Source organism: Agarivorans gilvus (assembly GCF_001420915.1).
Taxonomy (GTDB): Bacteria; Pseudomonadota; Gammaproteobacteria; order Enterobacterales; family Celerinatantimonadaceae; genus Agarivorans; species Agarivorans gilvus.
This window is the reverse complement of record NZ_CP013021.1, coordinates 798,309-817,565: the sequence shown is the minus strand read 5'-3', so window position 1 is coordinate 817,565 and position 19,257 is coordinate 798,309. Positions and strand designations below refer to the sequence as shown.

Here is a 19,257-nt window from a genome sequence, read left to right as displayed (position 1 = left end):
TGCCATGCAACTGTGCAAACAGCTCAAATATGAACGCTCAATTCAGCCAGGAAAGGCAGTTTTTTTCTATAAAACGGAAGATTCTGAATTCGTTCCATTAGAGGCCGATATCAAGCGGATCCGAGGACAGAAAACAAGCTTTTCAGAAGCTTACGCTAGCATTGCTAAGCCAAAGAATGTTGCTGTACAAGACTTAGCATACTCGAATCCTATTCGAATGGAGACGGTAACAGTTCCTCCTTTGGTTGAGGCAATCTATTGTCGATTCAACCTAAGAATTTTTGCTAACTCTCTAGAGCCGTCAGTATGTGACGACCTAGATACTCACAATATTCTAAAACAGCTTGCCAATGGCTACCGGCAAAAGGAAGGCTATAAGGAGTTGGCCAAACGTTACGCTAAAAACCTTTTGCTTGGACAGTGGTTATTCAGAAATCAGCAAACTTATCCCGTATCTATTGAACTACTAACGTCTAATAACTCAATTTTTAGTGTTAACGATGTTCACCAGTTTGACTGGAATAGTCGGTCAAATAGTTATATCAACCAAGTCGAAAAGTTGGCGGCTGAACTGGCTGGGGCGTTTAGCGAACCAAGGCGTTATTGGTCGGCTGAAGTGACAGCAAAAATATCCGCCCAAATGGGGGAGGAGATCTTTCCTAGTCAGCAACTAACTGAGAAAGTGGAGAAAGGCGAGATTTCCAAATTATTCTGTAAGCTGGCAATGCCGGACGGGCGTGAGGCGGTCATTCTAAATATGGAAAAGGTCGGGGCTGGTATACAAATGATCGATGATTGGTATACTGATGAGGCCGATTATCGGCTTAGAGTGCATGAATATGGAGCAGATCCTAAGCATGTAATAGCGCAAAGGAGACCAGAGACACACAGTGATTTTTACTCCTTAGTTTCCCAAGCCGAAGCTCACCTAGAAGTGTTAAAACAAGCTGTTTCTTCATCAGATATTCCTGCCGAAATTCATTATGTGATGTCTGTTCTTATCAAGGGTGGGATGTTTCAGCGAGGTAAAGAGGGGTGATAGAACGTTATTACTTTATTGTTCGATACTTGCCTAAGCGAGCAGATTGCTCTTTGTTGGCTGGGCGCTGCATTAAAGAGCTGCACCATATCTTTAGTCAAACTGAAGAGTCAATAGCCGTTAGTTTTCCTGAATGGACGGTTGGCTCTCTTGGCCCTTCGATAGGGTTTGTATCTTCAAGCGTTAAGTATTTAGAAGCTCTTCGTAATCGTTCTTATTTCATTGATATGCAGGAAATAGGGGCCTTTGAGCTAACGAAAGTGCTAACCGTCCCTAACGAGGTAGGTGAGGTTAGGTTTATTCGAAATCAGCGGGTAGCGAAGCTCTTCTCCGGTGAGTTTCGGCGGCGTTACGCTAGAGGGAAAAAACGGCCGAAGCTAGGGGGGAAGGCTTTAATCCGGAACACTTGTCAAAGGATGTTGAGGTCGCCCCATTCAATAAGGTTGCTATACAGAGTAGTTCAAGTAAGCAGCATTTCATTCTTCATATACAAAAAGAGTTTGCCGAAGCTCCTGAAGCCACAGGGCTTTGTAGTTACGGCTTTGCTACGGCATGCGAGAAAAGGGGAACTGTTCCAGACCTAAGTAGCTGTTACACCTTTATTTGAAGAAGTCATAATTTATGTTTAATATCAACATGTTATTCTTCCGTGAAATATAAGGGTAATTCTAATAATCGTCTATAATTGTTTGGTGTGATTGGTAAATTATTCAGTTACGCATCATGACCTGCCGCATAGGCAGCTGAGAAAAGTCACGCCATTAAGTATTGTTTGAAATACCTATGACCTGCCGCATAGGCAGCAGAGAAAACAGGGATATACCAGTAACGATTGTGCCACCAATGACCTGCCGTATAGGCAGTTGATATAAGGCCCGGAAGTAAGCAACCTCAACAGCTAACTTTTCCTGCCGAAAGGCAGACGTCGTACTTCAGTGCTCCAGTATTCGCTGGAGCTTTTTTCTTTCTTATTAAATTTATATGTCTTAACTGCTGATACCAACTGATTACATTGGAGCTAATCTTGTTTTGACGATTTAGCACAATATCCACCTAAGCTAGCGCGCTGTGAGTTTTCAGTCCAAGTCGAAAGAATCATTCTAGAGTTAAATGGCAGAGTATGTAAACGACAGTCTCAACAACAAATACGGTACAGATACTCTCTTCGCGGGTTCCCAAGGAATAAGCCCCAAATGGAGCATGAGAATGGCATTTCTTACCCCGCAATACACAACAAGATGGTTAGATATTCCAAAGGTAAAATGTTAGCTATTAAATCTAGCCAATACTTGCCGTTGCCGCTCACACCTGAGCTAATCATATGTCACAAAGAACCCTAACATAGATCCTCCCATTTTTAGCCTTGCTATGACAATCTCACCTAAAATATTAAAACATTGAAAAATTTTAACTTTTAAACCTTATTAACTTTTTAAAGTTAATAAGTCGTTGCAATTATTGCATTGGCCGTTAGGCTTACAGGAAATATGTTGACACTTTTTTATGTTCAATTGATTTAAGCTGTCACTTATTCATCAATTAATAGGTTTTAGCAATTATGTCTCTAAGGCGTTTTTCTTCATATCGATTTGAAAACCAAGCTATTGCGCTTGGTGGTCTTTCTGTGGATGCGCGTTTTGAGGTTTTTGCATGCGAAACCAACAGCTACCTCTGGCAGTACTTCATTTTAGATCGCTCTTGGGATAGAAACTCTGTTTCTGGTGTCCCTGTTTTCGCGTTAGTTGAATTTGCTGTTAAAAATGGCAAGTTAAGAGTGAATGATGACAATGCTAAAGAATGGATTGATGCCGATTTAAACAATATTCTGAGAGAGACTATCTCGATGGTCTTACCAAGGTTGTCAAAAAGAACTAACACCATCAAACCAGAATGCTCGTCATTGGACTATTCTGTTTACCCACAGCTAGGGGCGCAGCTTGCCACTAAAACAGTGCTGCCGTTTCTTGGGTGATTAATGTCACCAGTTTTAGATCCCAAACCTCATCACATAATTCCATTATCAGTAAAAGAGTGCCAAAAATTGGCTTTAGATTATGGTGAAAAGCCCGATCGGATAGTTGATAGTGATACGATCAAGGATGAATTCTCAGGCCTCGCTATAAAGATGCCGCTGCTGATTTCAGAAAGCGATGACTGGTCTATAAAAAGTATGGCTTTAAGTGTAAGGTGAAATAGCAGAGTCAGAGGGCTTGGTATATCAGTTTTCTCGATGTGACTAGATCTGACAGGTTGCCTAAATCGGTTCTGTCCAATTTCAAGTTACGGATTTAACAACTATTGTTCGAGAATCTAGCAAATGTCTAGGATTCTCAGGCCTTATCAATCTCTACAGTCAAGGTCTACACACACATCGTCCAGAGAGAACTAAAGCAAATTCCATCCATCAGCGATAAGTTCATCACATTAATACCAAAGAGTTACATTTAATACTCTATGATTGCTTCATAGCTTTATGATAATTCAGTTATTATGCCTAATAAGCAATCAGCCCACTTTGAATTTCGAGTCTCTGTCGAACGTCAAAGTGCTTGAAAAATAAAGAAGTAGTTCGTATGAGTCATAAGGATAAGCAAGCGCTAGCACTAGAAAAATTCACAAAGCTAATTTCTCAGCATCGCGAAGATTTAGCGGGAATTAGCTCTGCAAATGAAGCTACTACAAGGCTTCTTATCATTGACGATATTTTAGCGATTCTTGGGTGGAAGAAAACTGACTACAACCCCGAAAAATGGTTGTCCAATGCGGGGTTTACAGATTACTTGCTCACTAGCAAAGGTACCCCTCGCTTAGTGGTCGAAGCAAAAAAAACTGGCCAGACTTTCAAGTCCCTGACCAAAAACACGAGCAAGACAGACTATGAAATTCGCTACCTTCGCAGATCTTTTAAGAAACCTTTCTCTGATGTCATTCAGCAAGCCACCAATTACTGTGTAGAGTCTAAGGTACCTTTTGCACTGATCACTAATGGGGCTGAGTGGGTAGCTCTTCAGCTGATTCCTTCTCCAGGAACTAGCTTAGATTCTTCGAAAGCAATCTACTTTGGAAATGTTTTCTCCGAGTCCTTTGAGTTTGACTTATTTTGGTCGTTGTTATCGAAGGAATCGTTCGATGACCTTCGACTTGAAGGCTACTTAGCAAACATCAATTACCAACAAGCAGAAGTCAGCAAGGTGCTTCGTTCGGATTATTCAGAGTTGCAATGGCGAGTTAGTAGGCCTGAAGAGTATCTGTCTGAGTTTTATGAGAACTTCTTCTCCAAGATAACTGAGCCCAATCAAAGGCGCATGTTAGAGTACTGCTTTGTCTCAGACTCGAAACTGGATCAATACCGGGGTGACTTAAAACGTCTGCTAAAAGACTCAAAACCTACGTACATGCCATCGAATACTGAAGATTGTGACCCTGGAGCAGGTAAAGATTCTATTCTTAAGGATGGAAAAAGTGGTCAAGTAGTTATCATCACTGGGTCTGTAGGTTGTGGAAAAAGTACGTTGGTGACGAAGTGTTTGGTAGAGGCTAGACAACAGAAAGAGCAACTTGCACACACAATACTAATTGACTTGATCAATGAGGTGTCAAGACAGGATATTGACGCTAGATCCGTTATCTACGACCGAATCTATGAGTACCTAACAAGTCAGTTTGATTTTGTCTTTGAGCTAGATTACTTACGTAAAATCTATGCAAGGGAGTTGAGGAGCTACAAAGAAAGCAGCTACAAAGAATACTTCAAACTAAACCCGAATGCATATATCAAGCATGAAGCCGATCTCTTAGACGAGAAAATCAAAGATAGAGAGAAATTTGTTTTTGCTGCCTTAAAGCAGTTAACCAGTGATAACAATTCAGTAATAGTAATTCTCGACAACGTTGATAGAGCGCATGAACGGTTTCAGGAAGAAATGTACGCGCTTTGCCACGATCTAGCTGGTAAAACCGGTGCAAAGACGATCATAACATTGAGAGAGTTCACCTTCTTCAAAAACAAGAAATCTGGTTTCTTAGACGTGCGTCCTGAAGATAGGGTGATTCATTTAAAAGCACCGAATTTTGGCAAGCTAGTTTCTCAAAGGATCAAGTACATTGAGAGCAAAGTAGATCAAGATTTTCGAACCAAAGACTGGCGAAAGCAGTTTGAGAGCTATGATGATTTCTTAAACGCTATCAAGGTTCATGCATCAGCTTTAAAGCGAAGCCTCCAAGTCTCTGATGATGCGCATAACATTCTTGAGACTCTATCTTCGATTTCTTGGCACAATGTTCGTTATTTTTATGACCTGCTGAGAAGGATTCATCGTCAACTTGGTTCAGGAAGTTATACTTGGAAAAACAAGGAAGTAATTGCTGCCTTAATGGCGTCGACGGAAGCTGGAGAGTCTCCAATAATTCCAAATATATTTGTCCCTAACCCTTCTTCGTCACAGTCATACTTTATCAAAATACGCTTGATTTCTTACTTGAGCACTTTGAAGGCCGGTGAAGTTACTAACGGTGTGCCACTGAACAGAGTTGTCGATTTTTTGAGGCTTTATGGGTACCAAAGAATCTGGATCCACTCAAGTATCGAAGAGAGTGTTAAGCAAAAGCTCGTCGAGTGCCTAGAGATCCCTTCGGAAAACGAATCACTTAAAGGGTTCACCCTCGATATGGGCGGAACATATAGGCTTTCACCATTGGGTTTGCTGTTCCTCAATCAAATTGTTCGGGATAAAACTTATCGATCTCTAATATCTGTAACGCTCCCCATTCATTCTAGCTGTGCGTTTGACGAATTCAGGAATGAATTTATGAATGTTAATTCCTACATGTCAGATACAAATGAATACTTGTTGTTCAGAGAAGGTCTGGATATCGTCTTAGGTTCTAAACTGTGTTGTCTAACAGAGTCATACTTTGTAGTGGTCAAGTAAAACTGGCCACGGTTTTATAGTTTTTCCAGTACAACTCTTCAGCCTGATTCGGTGGCAACATCTTGTTGTGCTGATGTGGCCTGACTTGGCTGAAATACCCTACGATATAATCCGTTATGGCGTGCTTGGCTTCTAAAAAAGTTCGGTAGCCTAGCTCTGGCATCCATTCTGTCTTCAAACTTCTAAAGAAACGCTCCATCGGCGCATTATCCCAACAATTACCACGGCGACTCATGCTCTGTTTGATTTGATATCGCCATAGCAACTGTCGATATTTAACACTCGTATATTGGCTGCCTTGGTCTGAGTGAAACATTAGTCCTTGAGGCTTACCTCTCAGTTCATAAGCCATCATCAGCGCCTTGCTAATAAGTTTACTGTCAGGGCTCAAAGACATTGCCCAACCAACAGGTTTCCTTGCATATAAATCCAGTACAACCGCTAAATAAGCCCAACGATTCCCAGTCCAGACATACGTGATATCACCACACCAAACTTGGTTAGGCGCATCCACCGTAAACTGGCGAGCAAGAACATTGGGTGCAACAGGATGCTCGTGTGTCGCTCGTTTATAGCGATGCTTTGGTTGTTGGCAGCTAAACAACGCAAGTTCACGCATCAAGTTGCTAGCGACATAACGGCTTAAGGGTGTACCTGTTTGCGTAACCATTGCTGCAATAGTGCGAGCTCCCGCAGAACCTTCACTCACTTCAAATGCTTCTCGAACTTTCTCTTTAAGCACAATGCGATTCGGTGTTTCGCCGACCGCTTCATCACGCCAATATTTGTAACTACTTCGATGAACACTGAATAGCTGACATAAATGATTAGCGGGAAAGCTCTCTTGAAGCCGATGAATTAACGCAAACCTTTCAGCTCGTCCGACATCAAGAGAGCGGAAGCCTTTTTTAAAATGTCTTTTTCCATTTCAAGGCGTTTGACCTGCTTTTCTAGCTCACGAATACGGCGTTGCTCATCCGTCATGGGTGTCGCCTTAGGTGATTCACCACGGCGCTCTGAGCGAAGTTGTCGCACCCATTTATCCATCGTTGAGTTACCCACGCCCATGGCTTCAGCGGCCTCACGAACGCTGTAATTTTGGTCTACAACAAGCTGGGCAGCTTCTAGGCGAAATTCGGGGCTAAAGTTAGGTCTTCTTGGTTTTGTCATTAGTTCACCTGTTTTGTCTCTGAGGTGAGTCTATCACCTCTAATCAGGTGGCCAAATTCACTATGCCACTACACTTGCATCATGAGCTAAACACTGAGAGGGTACTTTCTGAATCATTTTTGAGCTGTTCTACAGAGCTTCAACTGACAGAGAGAAGGCTGAAGGAAGTCTTTGCGATTGGCTCAAAGGGTAGCGGTGTCCTAACAAGTATTAGCAACACAGCCAAACAAGCTGCTTCTCGTCAAATTAGCATGAATTTTGACGAAGATGACTTTCAGGACGACACCAAGGATCATTCGGAGTTTATTGCAAGTTTAAGCTACGACTTTGATAGTGGAAAGCACAGTGGCACTGAATATATCCCTCTGATTTTTTGTGCTTTGCGACTAAAGCAAATTGAAGGTAAGGACTTTTGTAGCGGAGCAGATCTTACAAAGGTGATTAACGATTACTTAGTAAGCGAAGACAATAAAAAGTACCCAAACAATGTCTCTAGGGCTCTAAGAAGCAAGAAACTACAAGAACAAGATTGGCTCCAAATGCGAGCAGATATGCATCCTAAAAACAAAATGTTTGGATTAAGTGAGGAATGGCAAAATTTTTGGGATGAGGTTTTTATAGAGAAAGTATCTAGCTAGTCAGAACGGGTTGGTTTAAGCGAGGAGGAGTGGAAGTAATACACCTAGCTCGTGGGTAAAGTTGAACCGAAGCCGTCTAGGGCTTAGCTTGGCGGTGTTTTTTACGATTAAGGGTCTTCCTGTGTAGATAGAGAAGGCGTCAACTCGCTCATCCACATCAACTAGATTGATGAATATACATCCCAATTTTTCAAGAAGCTTAACCATATTCGAAATGGGGCCAAGCCCTAAGCCCCATTCTCGCCTCGCACGTTCAGCTAATACTTCGATGTCCAATTTCGAGTTACGGTAATAAACAATGGTTGCTTGAAAACCTAGAAAGTGGCTAGGGTTCTCAGGCCTTACCATTACAAGGCACGTGCCCAAATTCTAATTATCCGAAGTATACAAATTCGATTGCCGACTCTAAGTCGTTTCTGTCCACCGATGTTTCAGCTGCTCCTGACCCCCTACTAAATGTGCCTGCCAAACTTCATGTTGACCAGCAACATTTGAGAGGAGGTCATCATGAGAAAGCTATCTTCCGGAAAATGCAGTGGCATCAAAAGGCCATTTAAGCTTGAAGAAATCTGGCGGATCAGAACTAGATTGGAGATTGAAAACAACCTCATGCAGCTTGCGCTACTGAACCTAGCTATTGATAGCAAGTTAAGAGCGAGTGATTTACTAAGGCTGCACGTATACGATGTTTCTTCGCAAGGAGTTATCTATGAAAGGGTTCAATGTATTCAGCAGAAAACGGGCACTGACGTACACTATGAGATTACTCCGAGAACGCAACAAAGCATTAGCCGATGGATCTTTTCAGCATCCCTAGAGGCAAGCAGTTTTTTATTCCCGAGTTGCCGCCGCAAAGAGCAACCTATCAGCTACTCATACTACCGATCAATTATAAGGAATTGGGCTGTAAAACTTGGATTGAATGCGGACTACTATGGTACTCATTCCATGCGCCGCACCAAAGCTACTTTGATCTATGCCAGAACAAAAAACATTAGGGCGGTACAGATCTTACTTGGGCATTCGAAGCTAGATAACACTATTCGGTACCTTGGCGTTGAGCTAGAAGACGCTCTGAGACTCTCTGAGAAAACAGACTGCTGATAAGCGCTGATACAGGCTTTTCTTCTCTTCTGAAAAGCCTGTGCCCATTGTTACTTGGGGCTAGTACTAATCCAACTATTTCAGTATGGCTTTGCCTTAATCAATCTTATTTGAACTCGCCGCCAAATGAGTGAGCTTATCGATGTAACTCTGCAACACTCATCGTGAAAACTAAATCCGAATCAGCTTGGTTTGAGTAGCTGTGGGGCACATCCGTTTTAGCTATAGCGGACTGACCTTCAAGCAGTTCTATGGTTTGCCCATCAATATTCAAAGTAAGTATTCCAGACTCAACATGAAAAAGTTCAAACGTACCTTGTGGATGACCTGATGATTCAAAAATTTCTGATGGCTTCATTTCCCAGCGCCATAATTCAATCATATCGGGACCGCTAGTTCCTGCCAACAGTTTGGCGCTACCACCGTACTCGCCAGTCCAAAGCGTTGGAATGTCCTCTTTATCAATGACGTTGACGGTTGGATTACTCGCAACATTCACAATATCGGCAACCGAAATCCCAAGGGCAGCAGACAGTTTACACAACGTCGAAATGCTAGGGTTAGCCGCACCTTTCTCTACTTCGACTAACATACCTTTACTGATGCCTGCTCTTTTTGACAAGGCATCCAGTGACAGTTTGAGATGTTTTCTATGTTCCTTGATCCTTGCTGCTACAGCCTGATTTATGAAATCAGCATCAGCACCACTAGCGGTCGATATATTGACTTTTTTAGTCATTGTAATGTATCTTGCACAAAAATGAATCACTGAAGGAATTATCTAATGGTTGTTATAGTGCCGTCAATCGATGCTTGCATTTCCCATATTGCACCAGAGTTCAAAGCATTGAGCATATCCGTTAAAGGAACGGAAGTTCAAAACCCAGAGTACGCAAAACAGGTTCTGCAAGAAGCGTGTACTTCGGTCATTGAGAATGACCATTCATGGGCAGAATCACACATCAATGCGTGGGGCGATGTTTTTCGTCAATTTGGCGCTAAACCAAATAGAACTCCTTGCTCCGCTGCGGCACTGCGAAAACGAGTATTGAAAGATGGAGGAATGCAGAGCATTGACCCTATTGTAGATATTTATAATGCCATCAGTATTCGATACGCCATACCCGTTGGTGGTGAAGATATGGACAGTTATCAAGGAACGCCAACACTCACTATCGCAGATGGCTCTGAATCCTTTGACACCATGAAAAATGGTGAGGCTTCAATTGAAAACCCTGATGTTGGGGAAGTAATTTGGCGCGATGAAGTAGGCGTTACTTGTCGTCGTTGGAACTGGAGGCAGGGTGTCAGAACCCGAATTGAATCTGACACACGTAACATGTGGTTTATTCTAGAAAGCTTGCCAGAAATGCCACTAGAACACTTGCAGGAGGCGGGGCAAGAAATGATTAAGCACTTGCAAGTGATCATGCCTGATTCAGTGATAGAACAATCGTTAGTATTTGCTTCAAAATCGATTGAGGTTTGATGTGATAAATACTTTGTTAACGGGTGCCGTTGTTTCAGGAAGTTTAATTGTCGCAATCGGTAGCCAAAATGCGTTTCTATTAAAGTGCGGATTAAAAAAGCAATACGCACTGTCCGTTGCTACTATTTGCTTTCTTGGTGACATTCTACTGATCAGTACTGGTGTACTGGGTATAGGGACACTGCTCTATAATGCACCATTATGGAAAGACCTTTTGACTCTTGGCGGCGTAGTATTTCTTTTCTGGTATGGCTACCAATCTGCAAAATCAGCCTGGACAGGTTCAAGTCACCTAGAGTTGGAAAATTCGGACATTACTCAGAGTTGGTTAAAAGTCGTTTTAATGGCGATGGCTATCACTTTTTTAAATCCACATGTTTATCTGGATACGGTGGTGATCCTTGGTGGTGTGACTGCTCAAATGGAACCTGATGAAAAACTATTATTTGTTATAGGGGCACTGGTTGCATCAGGGATATGGTTCTATGGCTTGGTGTATTTGGCTAACAAGTTGATCCCACTCTTTAGTAAGCCAAGAACATGGCGAATGTTAGATTCTGCGATTTCATGCATCATGTTTGGTATTGCATTGAAGCTGGTAACACCTCTGCTAAGCCAATACATATAGAACGTCGTTATAACGCCATTTTTTCAATAAGTTAATTCTATTTTAGAAGGTGAATTTCATGTTTGTTGGGCTATCTGCATTTCCCTTAACACCAATGTACGATGATTCTGTTGATGAAAAAGCTTTTATAGGTCTTATTCAGCGCTTGGTTAATGCTGAGGTGGATTCTATTGGGGTATTGGGGTCGACTGGTAACTATGCGTACCTCACAAGAGAAGAACGAAAAAGAGTCGCGCAGATTGCGGTTCAACACGCAGAAAAAATACCTGTCATGGTTGGTATTAGTGCTTTAAACCTAAGAGATGTACTCCTAAATGCCGAAGACGCTCAAGCGGCAGGAGCATGTGCAGTGTTATTAGCGCCAATGTCATACCAGCAGTTGAAAGAAAATGAAGTGTATAAGTTGTATGAAGTTGTCACTTCTAATCTATCCGTTCCTCTTTGCGTCTATGATAATCCTGGCACGACACATTTTAATTTCAGTGATGAACTGCACGGGCGTATCGCTCAGTTACCCAATGTCAGGTCAATAAAAATCCCAGGTGTGCCGATGGAACCTCAAGCCGCTTTAGATCGAGTAAACCGCCTCCGTGCTTTAATTCCCGATCATGTAACCATAGGTATTAGTGGTGATGCTTGTGCTGTATATGGATTAAACGCTGGATGTGAGGTTTGGTATTCAGTCATTGGTGGTTTATACCCTGAAGTGGCAAAAACGCTCACAAAAACAGCGCGAGAAGGAGATAAACAAGAAGCTTTTCGCCTATCGAAAATACTAACTCCGATGTGGGAACTATTCCATCGTAATGGAGGAAGCCTTCGTGTTGTGGCTGCTGCGGCTGAGATTCAAAACTTAGTTAAGCCTCCTTGTTTGCCGTTGCCACTTAGAGCATTAGAAGGAAAGGAAAGAAAAGAATTAGCACTATTGCTTAATAGTTTAGAATTATCATGATGTTAGGGCATTTTTTTTGGTTTGTAACTCACAATAACACCGTTAAGGATGATTGCAATGGATGCTATTAATTACCCTCTAATCTTAGTGGCAGCATTAGCTGCGATAGCGAGTCCTGGGCCTGCGACATTAGCTATTGCTAGTGCATCAATGAGTCATGGTCGAATTTACGGCTTAGGCTTAGCCTGTGGCGTGCTCACGGGTTCGCTGTTTTGGTCTTGTAGTGCAGCATTTGGTTTGGCTGCACTACTCAGTTCAAATGTTTGGATATTTGAATTCATGCGGTATTGTGGCGCTGCCTATTTGATTTATTTATCGCTGAAATCTTTACGCTCTGCCTTTGGGACATCAACGTTGACGTTATCTCAACGTCATTCAACAACGCTGTCTAATATCTATTTCAAAGGGCTACTTATCCACCTGACTAACCCTAAAGCCATATTGTTTTTCGCTTCCTTGTATTCCATCGGCGTTCCTGCAACCGCGCAGGTTTCTGATTTGGTGGCGGTGATATTGTCTGTCGGAATGTTGAGTTCCAGTGTCTTTCTTGGTTACGCAGTTCTTTTCTCGAATCATAGAGCGAGAAATATCTATCTAAAATCTAAAGTCATTTTTGAATGCACGTTTGCTGCTTTTTTTGGTTTTGCTGGAATGAAAATTTTGACGGGTGATATTGTTAAGTAGTTCTTAACATACCTGTATTGGAAGACGACTTCCCCCGTTTTGGGAGTGAGCTGCTGGGACGACCTAGCCCTGTTATTATTTGGAGGGGCTATGCCTTGGCTCTATCTTCTCATTGCTGGATTACTTGAAATTGTATGGGCTTACACAATGAAGCAATCTTACGGTTTCACTCGACTTATTCCATCGCTCATAACTATTTTTGCAATGATGGCAAGTTTTTGGTTACTAGCGATTGCTATGCGTTCTATACCTCTTGGAATGGCGTATACAATTTGGACAGGTATTGGCTCTGTCGGTGCATTCCTTATTGGAGTGTTGTGGCTAGCTGAACCAGTTAACGCTTTGAGAGTTATCGCAGCAGTTCTGATTATTATGGGACTTATTTTAATGAAACTATCAAGTCTCTAAGTACCATCAATTCATACAGCAAAGTCGTCCTTTACTACCAAGATTGAGTTCTGAGTTAACCGATTTTTTCCATACTAGAAGTTATTCATGGCTTGCTAATTTAGTAAAGCCACTGAAACAGAAATGTCCAAAAACGTGCTTCAACGGTTGAACTAGGCATTCGTAAATATCTAGTTATTAGTGCGGTGTGCAAGCGTTAGGAGGATTACCATTATTTTACTTGACCACCATTACCAAAATACCTTTTTGGCAGGGCGGTGGGTTCACACAATAAAGTTATCACTGATGAGCTGTAAGTAAATTTCTTTCATCCATTTTGTTTGAAAGTGATAAAAATAGAATTATGTCATCTTTAGCTGCAATCTTATGTCAACTTCTTATTCAAAAAGTTAGTTAACTGATTGATGTTTCGTTGGCCGTTATGCCAACTTCAATTGCAAGCCACACTTCGCTGAAATCATCTTTCTTAATACTCCATCATTGCCTTAAGCTATCTTAGCTGTTTGTTTGGGATCCACAGTCTCCTTAATCTCGCCTAACTGTTGAATTTCGCTTTAACTCTGCGAAGCATATTATATGTATAGTTATTATCTTCGGCGTACGCTTCTTTTAAGTTGAAGTGAATGCTCTCATAGAAAAGCCTTGCCACTTGTGACTCTTAAGTATGAAGATACAACTTCACTAAGCAAATGCTCAACACAAATACGCACCTTGAACGTACGGGCTCGCTTATAGAAGTTGTTAGCCCTTGTTCGCTAAGCATAACCAACACGATGAGCTTAAATAGCCAGTCAGTACAAGCGGGTCGGTGAGACCCGCTTCTAAATTAAATTTCCTCGTGTTTATGCACCAATCCAAAGTCTGCAAGAACCGAATAGGCCGCTGGGATCATAAATAGCACTAACAAGGTTGAGGCAAAGATGCCGAACACAATTGAGATAACCAAGGGCTGAATGACTTGAGCTTGCAAGCTGGTTTCTGTAAGTAAAGGCAGTAAACCCGCCGCCGTGGTCATTGAGGTTAAAAACACTGCTCTGAAACGTTCTCGGCTTGCCTTAACCACCGAGTCGTGAACACTGTCTCCTTCATCGACGTGATGGCGGATATATTGCACCAGCAAGATGGAATCGTTGACCACGATGCCGGCTAGGGAGACAAAGCCCATCATGCTGGGCATGCTCAGGGAGTGGCCGAGCAAGATGTGCCCCCACACCACACCAATGAAGGCTAATGGTATTGCGAGCATAACTACTACGGGCTCCAGATAGCTGCGGAACTGATAGCTGAGAATAGCAAACACGCCGAACAAACCAAGTAGGAAGCCTTTGCCCATGGAGGCCCCGGTTTCGGCGGCGTCCTTGGCTTCGCCTTCAAAATCGAAACGTAGCCCTGGGTATTTCGCCATCAGTTTAGGTGCTTCTTCGCGTTGGAACTGGGCGATGATAGCTGTTGAGTTGGCTTTGCTGTTGTCCACATCACCAAACACGCTAATGGTTCTTAAACCATCAATACGCTGGATGCGAACATAGTTACGCTGAAAATCTAAGGTAGCAATAGTGGCCAGTGGGAGCTGACTGCCATCCGCCATGATGATAGGGAAGTTTGCCAGTTGTTGTAGGTCGCCCGCTTGCACTTTATCGAGGCGCACTTCTATCGAGATATTTTCAACGCCAACTTGAATTTCATCTGCGGTCTGACCAAAAAAGGCTGCCCGCAACTGGTTAGCCACCAATTGACCGTTAATGCCGTAAGTTTCCGCGCCGGGACGAAGTTTGACTAAGACCTCTTCCTTACCCATACGCATATCGTCGAGCACGCCATGCACACCGTCGAATTCGTTGAGATATTGCTGAATATCAATGGACGCGGCTTTGAGTGACTCTAGATCATCATGCTTGGCGCGAATTTCAATGGCCCGTCCACCAGGCCCCATGGTTGGCTGTTTAAAGACCAGTGAAATGGGATCGGCCAAGTCCCCTATATCTTGGCGCCAAGCTGCGATGAAATCATCAATCACAGTGTTGCGACTCTCCGCACCGAGTAGATCGAGTCGAACCGTGGCGATGTGTGGCCCCGACTCATTAGCATCAGCATTAGCATTAAATTGACTGGTAATATGCTCAATGAGTGGCACACCGTTTTCAATATTTTGCGTCCATTGTTTGTCTAGTTTTTGAGCAGACGCGACAATTCTGTCAACCACTGCCTCGGTTTGCGAAAGTGAGGAGCCCGGTGGCAAAATGATGCGCGCTTCGGCGATATCGCCGTCCAGCTCGGGAAAGGGTTGAAACTTGAGTAAGCCGCCGGCCAAGGTGGCCACCGAAATTAGCAGTAGGGCTAACACTCCTCCGAGGAAGGCATAACGAAATTCCACCACTTTCTCTACTGCGTTGACCAGGCTGGTATTACGGAAGTTCTCAAAACCTTCCAGTAGTTTCTTTTTAAATCTGGCTGCTGGTTTGTCATTCTTCTGTTTATGCAGCGAATGCGATAAATGGTTGGGCAGAATCAAAAAAGCCTCAACTAAGCTTAGCGTTAGAACAAGAATTAACACTTGTGGAACCGCTTTGAGCACGGCGCCCATTTCGCCTTGCAAAAACAGTAAGCTGCCGAAAATACACACGGTAGTTAAGAAAGAAGAAATCACCCCAGGAAGCACTTTATTCACCCCTTTGATGACAGCATTGTCGACATTCTCTCCTCTATCTAAGTGGGCAGCGATTGACTCGGCAATCACAATGGCATCGTCCATCATGATCCCGATGGCCATCAGCAAGCCCACCAAAGACATAATGTTGATCGACAGCCCGAGCTGCGCCATTAGAAATAGGCCACCGAGGAAAGCAACTGGTAAACCGGCTGCCACCCAGAATGAATAACGCAGGCTAAAGAACAGCCACATGGTAGCGAACACTAGTACGATACCTTGCCAACCATTGCGTACCATCATGGTTAAACGATCCCACAGTACCGATGAAAGGTCGTTGGTGAGCTCGAGTTTGACGCCGTCTGGGGCAATCGCTTGTTGTTGCTCAACGAATTGGGCAACCCGCTCCTTGATTCTTAGCGCATCATCTTCTTTGTTCTTACTGACTTTGAGTAGGGCGGAAGGATGGCCATCGAATAGCACTTTTTGCTCATCTAACTCGAAGCGGTCGCTAATGCTGGCGATGTCTTTGAGCCTGATTTGTGAGCCATTGGGTCCAGAGCCAACGACGATGGTTTCTAGTTGCTGCGGGGTAATGCGTCTTTCATCGAAGCGGATCAGAAAGTTTTTATCAGGTGTTTCAATATTACCACTGGGTAATTTAATGTTTTGGCGGCCAATTTGAGTGGCAATATCGCCAACGCTCAAGCCTAGTTGGCGGGTCGCTTGCGAGTCTAATTCGACGCGAAACTGGTGGTCAGAAAATCCCGCGATATCAACCAGAGAAACTTCATAGTCTAGCTTTAACGTTCGCTTAAGTTGTTCCGCGTAGGCTTTCAACTCCGGCCAGCTGGTATCTGCGGTAATGGCGACGTCTACCACTGGTTCGTTCCAGTCTAGCTCCTGTACCACAGGCGATTCTATCTCCTGAGGAAAATCATTAATCGAGTTGATTTGGGTTTGCACATCGACCAGCATTCGCCCGATATCGGCTTTCTCGTTAAGTTTGAGAATCAGTCTTGCCGAGCCTTCAATGGCTTCACAGCGGGTTTCTTCGATATTGGCGAGGCCATCAACAGCATCTTCCATGCGAACACAGATGCTCTCTTCCACTTCTTGTGGAGACGCACCGGGGTAGACCACACCTGCCATTATGTAAGGAGGGTCGAATTCTGGGAAGGTTTCACGCTTGATCTTGGTCAGCGAGGTAATCCCCATTACCAGCAAGCTAAGCATCAGTAAGTTGGCTGCTGTTGGGTGCTTAGAAAAGAAGCGAATCATAGTGACGACTCCTGTTGGCCGCTGTTAGCTTCTTTCAACAACATGCCGTTAATCGCTGGCAGCAGATCGTTAAGGATAAGTTTGTCACCTTGCTTCAATTGCCCATCGATGATCACTTTATTGTTGCGGCGATAGAGCACCGACACGGGCTTAATCTCCAGCTTATTGTCCTCACCCATGAGATAGATTTTATCTCCATGAAGTGCGCGTTCAGGGATTACCCAGCTTGGATTTTGTTGCCCTTCGATAAGCGCTCGAACAAACATGCCGTTGACCAATGGTGGCACGGAGCGGGGATTGAGATGGCGGTAGTCTTGTTGGATCTCTAGTATCACGCCTGCGGTAGCCTGATTGGGGTCAACAGTTTCACTGATTCGGCTAACTTTAGCAGGCCAACTGGCCTTCATATTACCGCTGCTAAGTTCAATACTGGCATCAATAAAGGTCATATCTGCTTGGGGAATGCCTGAGCTATCACGATCAAACTCGCCAATACTCGAGGCCAGGGTGTGCATATCATGGATAGACAGTTGAGCCTCAACTTCCATCACATCTATACCATGCGCAGTTACCATGGTTTGCTGCAAGTTAACCACCTGATTTTGCTCGATATCAACTTGAGCAATACGTAAATCCATGGGTAAAGTTATGATGGTTTTTTCCAGCGAACGCTGTGCTTCCTCCACCTTAGACTGATTAACTTTGACCAAGGCTTCGGCGACCCGTTTTTCGTCGGGCATCAAGGCGATTTGATTTTCGATGTCGAGTGCTAGCTTGCGTTGTGAAAGCGTGCTTTGTTCTTGCTGATCCACTTCCGATTGCGAGATAAGTCCTTTGGAACGTAAATTTTGCTTACGTTCGAGCTCTTTGTTGGCAATCACTAAGCGATTATGCTCAATTGTCAGTGTTTGCTTTAAATTTTGCTCTTCTTGGCTTAGTTTGGCGAGAGAAGTTTGTACCGATTTAAGATCCGCCTGTGCTTGAACCAATTTGAGTTCATAGTCGAGTGGATCGATGCGCAGTATTTCTGTTCCTGCTTGAAGAATTTTACCTTTTTCCAATTTAGGGTGGCGGTAGACGATTTTACCGGTGACTTCTGCGATGGCCTTCCACTCAACCTTAGGTTCAATTTTGCCGTAGCCAATCGCTTGCGGAGCCATTGCTTGCAGTTGCAGTGCTAGAGTCTCCACTAAACGGGCACGATCACTTGCTGGCCTAACCGGGAGTTCCGGTTTGAGTTTGATCGCCAGTACTAAGACAATTATGCCTACCGCGAACGCCGGAAAGAACAGTAGTTTTTTATTGATTTTCATAAGTGTTATTCCTGCAGGTCGCTGGTTTGAAGGAAACCATGTGTCATAAGTTGTATATTGTGTTCTAACAGTTGATTAAGAAATTCTTCAGAAAGCTCAATCCCGTGAATAGCAAGCAGCGATTGGGGCGCGATAAATGGGAACACCATTAAGCTGATAAAAGACACTTTACATAGCTTAGGATTAGCATCGGGTCTTAATATGTTGCTATCTACCAGCTTCTCGAACATTAGCATTTGCATCGGCTGACTAATGTCGGTGAATACTTTTTCTAGTAGCTTTCGCTGGGTATCGGAGCTATCCATGTGCATAACTTGAAATACCAAACGAGGAAATTGGGGGGCTTTAAACATTTCACGATAGTAGGTGCGCATGATGTCGAGAAAATTCTTTTGTGAACTATCTTGGACCATCAGTTGCACTTGCTTCTTCATAGGTTCGAGGGTTTCTCGCAACATGGTTTCAAATAGCCCCTCTTTGCTACCGAAGTAGTAGCGGATCATCGCGACATTAACATTGGCCCTATTAGCGATGCGTCGAGTGGAGACATTATCGTAGGCCATATGGGTGAAAAGCTCGCGAGCGTGGTCGATAAGCTTTTGTCTAGCGTCGATACTGTCACTGGGGCGTCCTGCTTTTCTGCTAGTCTCTGTCACAACTTAACTCTAAGTTATTATACGTGTGATTAATTATAGAGAGAGCGCAGGCAGAGCGATATGACAAAAATTAATCAGTATTTAAACAAATGATTAATTTTCGGATTTTGCTGAGGGTTTAAGCTATCTAGAGAGAAACAGGCTCGGGTAGTATTAACAGGTTCAGGATACGCTTCATGATGATTGGCGCGCTTGGATCTTGCCAGACTCTGATACGGCGGGTAAGCACCTACTGAGTGATAATGCCGTGAACTATTGCTGGTCGCCGTAAACAACTCAGCCACATACTAAGATGTGGCTGAGTTATGTTTAGGCGA

18 protein-coding genes are annotated in these 19,257 nt (G+C 43.5%); 13 read left to right on the top strand and 5 right to left on the bottom strand.

What is annotated here, in order from left to right:
* Positions 1-4: 4 nt before the first annotated feature.
* The 6 genes from csy3 (at position 5) to AR383_RS03820 (ending at position 5,970) form a co-directional block, all read left to right on the top strand.
* Positions 5-1,039, top strand: a complete 1,035-nt coding sequence (csy3, locus tag AR383_RS03840; protein ID WP_055731934.1) for a type I-F CRISPR-associated protein Csy3 — start codon at positions 5-7, stop codon at positions 1,037-1,039.
* Positions 1,036-1,623: a type I-F CRISPR-associated endoribonuclease Cas6/Csy4 gene (cas6f, locus tag AR383_RS22630; protein WP_055731933.1), complete on the top strand. Its 588-nt coding sequence runs from the start codon at positions 1,036-1,038 to the stop codon at positions 1,621-1,623. Before csy3 ends, cas6f begins: the two co-directional genes overlap by 4 nt.
* 526 nt (positions 1,624-2,149) lie before the next feature.
* The gene (locus AR383_RS21175; protein WP_083481492.1) at positions 2,150-2,308 is read left to right on the top strand and encodes a DUF4113 domain-containing protein; all 159 of its coding nucleotides are present in this window, start codon (positions 2,150-2,152) and stop codon (positions 2,306-2,308) included.
* Positions 2,309-2,597: 289 nt separating this feature from the next.
* Positions 2,598-3,011, top strand: a complete 414-nt coding sequence (locus AR383_RS03830) for a hypothetical protein (protein ID WP_055731932.1) — start codon at positions 2,598-2,600, stop codon at positions 3,009-3,011.
* A 3-nt stretch (positions 3,012-3,014) separates the two neighbouring features.
* A complete protein-coding gene (locus AR383_RS03825) occupies positions 3,015-3,230 on the top strand; it encodes a hypothetical protein (RefSeq protein WP_055731931.1) in 216 nt (71 codons plus the stop codon).
* Between the two features lie 382 nt (positions 3,231-3,612).
* On the top strand, positions 3,613-5,970 hold the full coding sequence (locus AR383_RS03820; RefSeq protein WP_055731930.1) for a P-loop NTPase fold protein: 2,358 nt from the start codon (positions 3,613-3,615) through the stop codon (positions 5,968-5,970).
* Here AR383_RS03820 and AR383_RS03815 read toward each other — a convergent pair.
* A protein-coding gene (locus AR383_RS03815) for an IS3 family transposase (protein ID WP_157051634.1) occupies positions 5,963-7,140 on the bottom strand; the annotation gives its coding sequence in 2 pieces (ribosomal slippage) (positions 5,963-6,870 and positions 6,870-7,140; 1,179 coding nt in all). The genes AR383_RS03820 and AR383_RS03815 overlap by 8 nt on opposite strands.
* 62 nt (positions 7,141-7,202) lie before the next feature.
* Here AR383_RS03815 and AR383_RS03805 point away from each other — a divergent pair.
* Positions 7,203-7,778: a hypothetical protein gene (locus AR383_RS03805; RefSeq protein WP_055731927.1), complete on the top strand. Its 576-nt coding sequence runs from the start codon at positions 7,203-7,205 to the stop codon at positions 7,776-7,778.
* 507 nt (positions 7,779-8,285) lie between these two features.
* Positions 8,286-8,882 carry a tyrosine-type recombinase/integrase gene (locus AR383_RS03795; RefSeq protein ID WP_055731925.1) on the top strand — a complete coding sequence of 199 codons (597 nt, stop codon included), beginning with the start codon at positions 8,286-8,288 and terminating at the stop codon, positions 8,880-8,882.
* Positions 8,883-9,018: 136 nt separating this feature from the next.
* Here AR383_RS03795 and AR383_RS03790 read toward each other — a convergent pair whose 3' ends face one another.
* Positions 9,019-9,621 (bottom strand): helix-turn-helix domain-containing protein, encoded by a 603-nt coding sequence (locus AR383_RS03790; protein WP_055731924.1) that lies wholly within the window; start codon positions 9,619-9,621, stop codon positions 9,019-9,021.
* A gap of 45 nt (positions 9,622-9,666) precedes the next feature.
* On the opposite strand from AR383_RS03790, the gene AR383_RS03785 reads away from it, so the two are divergent.
* From AR383_RS03785 to AR383_RS03765, 5 genes are all read left to right on the top strand, one after another.
* Positions 9,667-10,371 (top strand): B3/B4 domain-containing protein, encoded by a 705-nt coding sequence (locus AR383_RS03785; protein WP_055731923.1) that lies wholly within the window; start codon positions 9,667-9,669, stop codon positions 10,369-10,371.
* A 1-nt stretch (position 10,372) separates the two neighbouring features.
* On the top strand, positions 10,373-10,999 hold the full coding sequence (locus tag AR383_RS03780; RefSeq protein ID WP_055731922.1) for a LysE/ArgO family amino acid transporter: 627 nt from the start codon (positions 10,373-10,375) through the stop codon (positions 10,997-10,999).
* Positions 11,000-11,057: 58 nt separating this feature from the next.
* The gene (locus AR383_RS03775; protein ID WP_055731921.1) at positions 11,058-11,951 is read left to right on the top strand and encodes a dihydrodipicolinate synthase family protein; all 894 of its coding nucleotides are present in this window, start codon (positions 11,058-11,060) and stop codon (positions 11,949-11,951) included.
* A 57-nt stretch (positions 11,952-12,008) separates the two neighbouring features.
* On the top strand, positions 12,009-12,635 hold the full coding sequence (locus AR383_RS03770; RefSeq protein ID WP_055731920.1) for a LysE family translocator: 627 nt from the start codon (positions 12,009-12,011) through the stop codon (positions 12,633-12,635).
* A gap of 90 nt (positions 12,636-12,725) precedes the next feature.
* Positions 12,726-13,043 (top strand): DMT family transporter, encoded by a 318-nt coding sequence (locus tag AR383_RS03765; protein ID WP_055731919.1) that lies wholly within the window; start codon positions 12,726-12,728, stop codon positions 13,041-13,043.
* A gap of 826 nt (positions 13,044-13,869) precedes the next feature.
* Here AR383_RS03765 and AR383_RS03760 read toward each other — a convergent pair.
* Genes AR383_RS03760 through AR383_RS03750 form a run of 3 tightly spaced genes read right to left on the bottom strand, consistent with a single transcriptional unit; the run spans position 13,870 to position 18,940 of the window.
* On the bottom strand, positions 13,870-16,971 hold the full coding sequence (locus AR383_RS03760) for an efflux RND transporter permease subunit (protein ID WP_055731918.1): 3,102 nt from the start codon (positions 16,969-16,971) through the stop codon (positions 13,870-13,872).
* Positions 16,968-18,284, bottom strand: a complete 1,317-nt coding sequence (locus AR383_RS03755) for an efflux RND transporter periplasmic adaptor subunit (RefSeq protein ID WP_055731917.1) — start codon at positions 18,282-18,284, stop codon at positions 16,968-16,970. Before AR383_RS03755 ends, AR383_RS03760 begins: the two co-directional genes overlap by 4 nt.
* Before the next feature lie 5 nt (positions 18,285-18,289).
* Complete coding sequence (locus tag AR383_RS03750) at positions 18,290-18,940, bottom strand: TetR/AcrR family transcriptional regulator (protein ID WP_055731916.1); 651 nt, start codon at positions 18,938-18,940, stop codon at positions 18,290-18,292.
* Positions 18,941-19,257 lie beyond the last annotated feature (317 nt).

Coding starts and splice junctions, on each gene's coding strand:
- csy3 (WP_055731934.1), top strand. CDS start 5: ATGCAACTGTGCAAACAGCTCAAATATGAACGCTCAATTCAGCCAGGA.
- AR383_RS03765 (WP_055731919.1), top strand. CDS start 12,726: ATGCCTTGGCTCTATCTTCTCATTGCTGGATTACTTGAAATTGTATGG.
- AR383_RS21175 (WP_083481492.1), top strand. CDS start 2,150: ATGGCAGAGTATGTAAACGACAGTCTCAACAACAAATACGGTACAGAT.
- AR383_RS03830 (WP_055731932.1), top strand. CDS start 2,598: ATGTCTCTAAGGCGTTTTTCTTCATATCGATTTGAAAACCAAGCTATT.
- AR383_RS03820 (WP_055731930.1), top strand. CDS start 3,613: ATGAGTCATAAGGATAAGCAAGCGCTAGCACTAGAAAAATTCACAAAG.
- AR383_RS03775 (WP_055731921.1), top strand. CDS start 11,058: ATGTTTGTTGGGCTATCTGCATTTCCCTTAACACCAATGTACGATGAT.
- AR383_RS03770 (WP_055731920.1), top strand. CDS start 12,009: ATGGATGCTATTAATTACCCTCTAATCTTAGTGGCAGCATTAGCTGCG.
- AR383_RS03825 (WP_055731931.1), top strand. CDS start 3,015: ATGTCACCAGTTTTAGATCCCAAACCTCATCACATAATTCCATTATCA.
- AR383_RS03755 (WP_055731917.1), bottom strand. CDS start 18,284: ATGAAAATCAATAAAAAACTACTGTTCTTTCCGGCGTTCGCGGTAGGC.
- AR383_RS03760 (WP_055731918.1), bottom strand. CDS start 16,971: ATGATTCGCTTCTTTTCTAAGCACCCAACAGCAGCCAACTTACTGATG.
- AR383_RS03785 (WP_055731923.1), top strand. CDS start 9,667: ATGGTTGTTATAGTGCCGTCAATCGATGCTTGCATTTCCCATATTGCA.
- AR383_RS03790 (WP_055731924.1), bottom strand. CDS start 9,621: ATGACTAAAAAAGTCAATATATCGACCGCTAGTGGTGCTGATGCTGAT.
- AR383_RS03795 (WP_055731925.1), top strand. CDS start 8,286: ATGAGAAAGCTATCTTCCGGAAAATGCAGTGGCATCAAAAGGCCATTT.
- AR383_RS03805 (WP_055731927.1), top strand. CDS start 7,203: ATGCCACTACACTTGCATCATGAGCTAAACACTGAGAGGGTACTTTCT.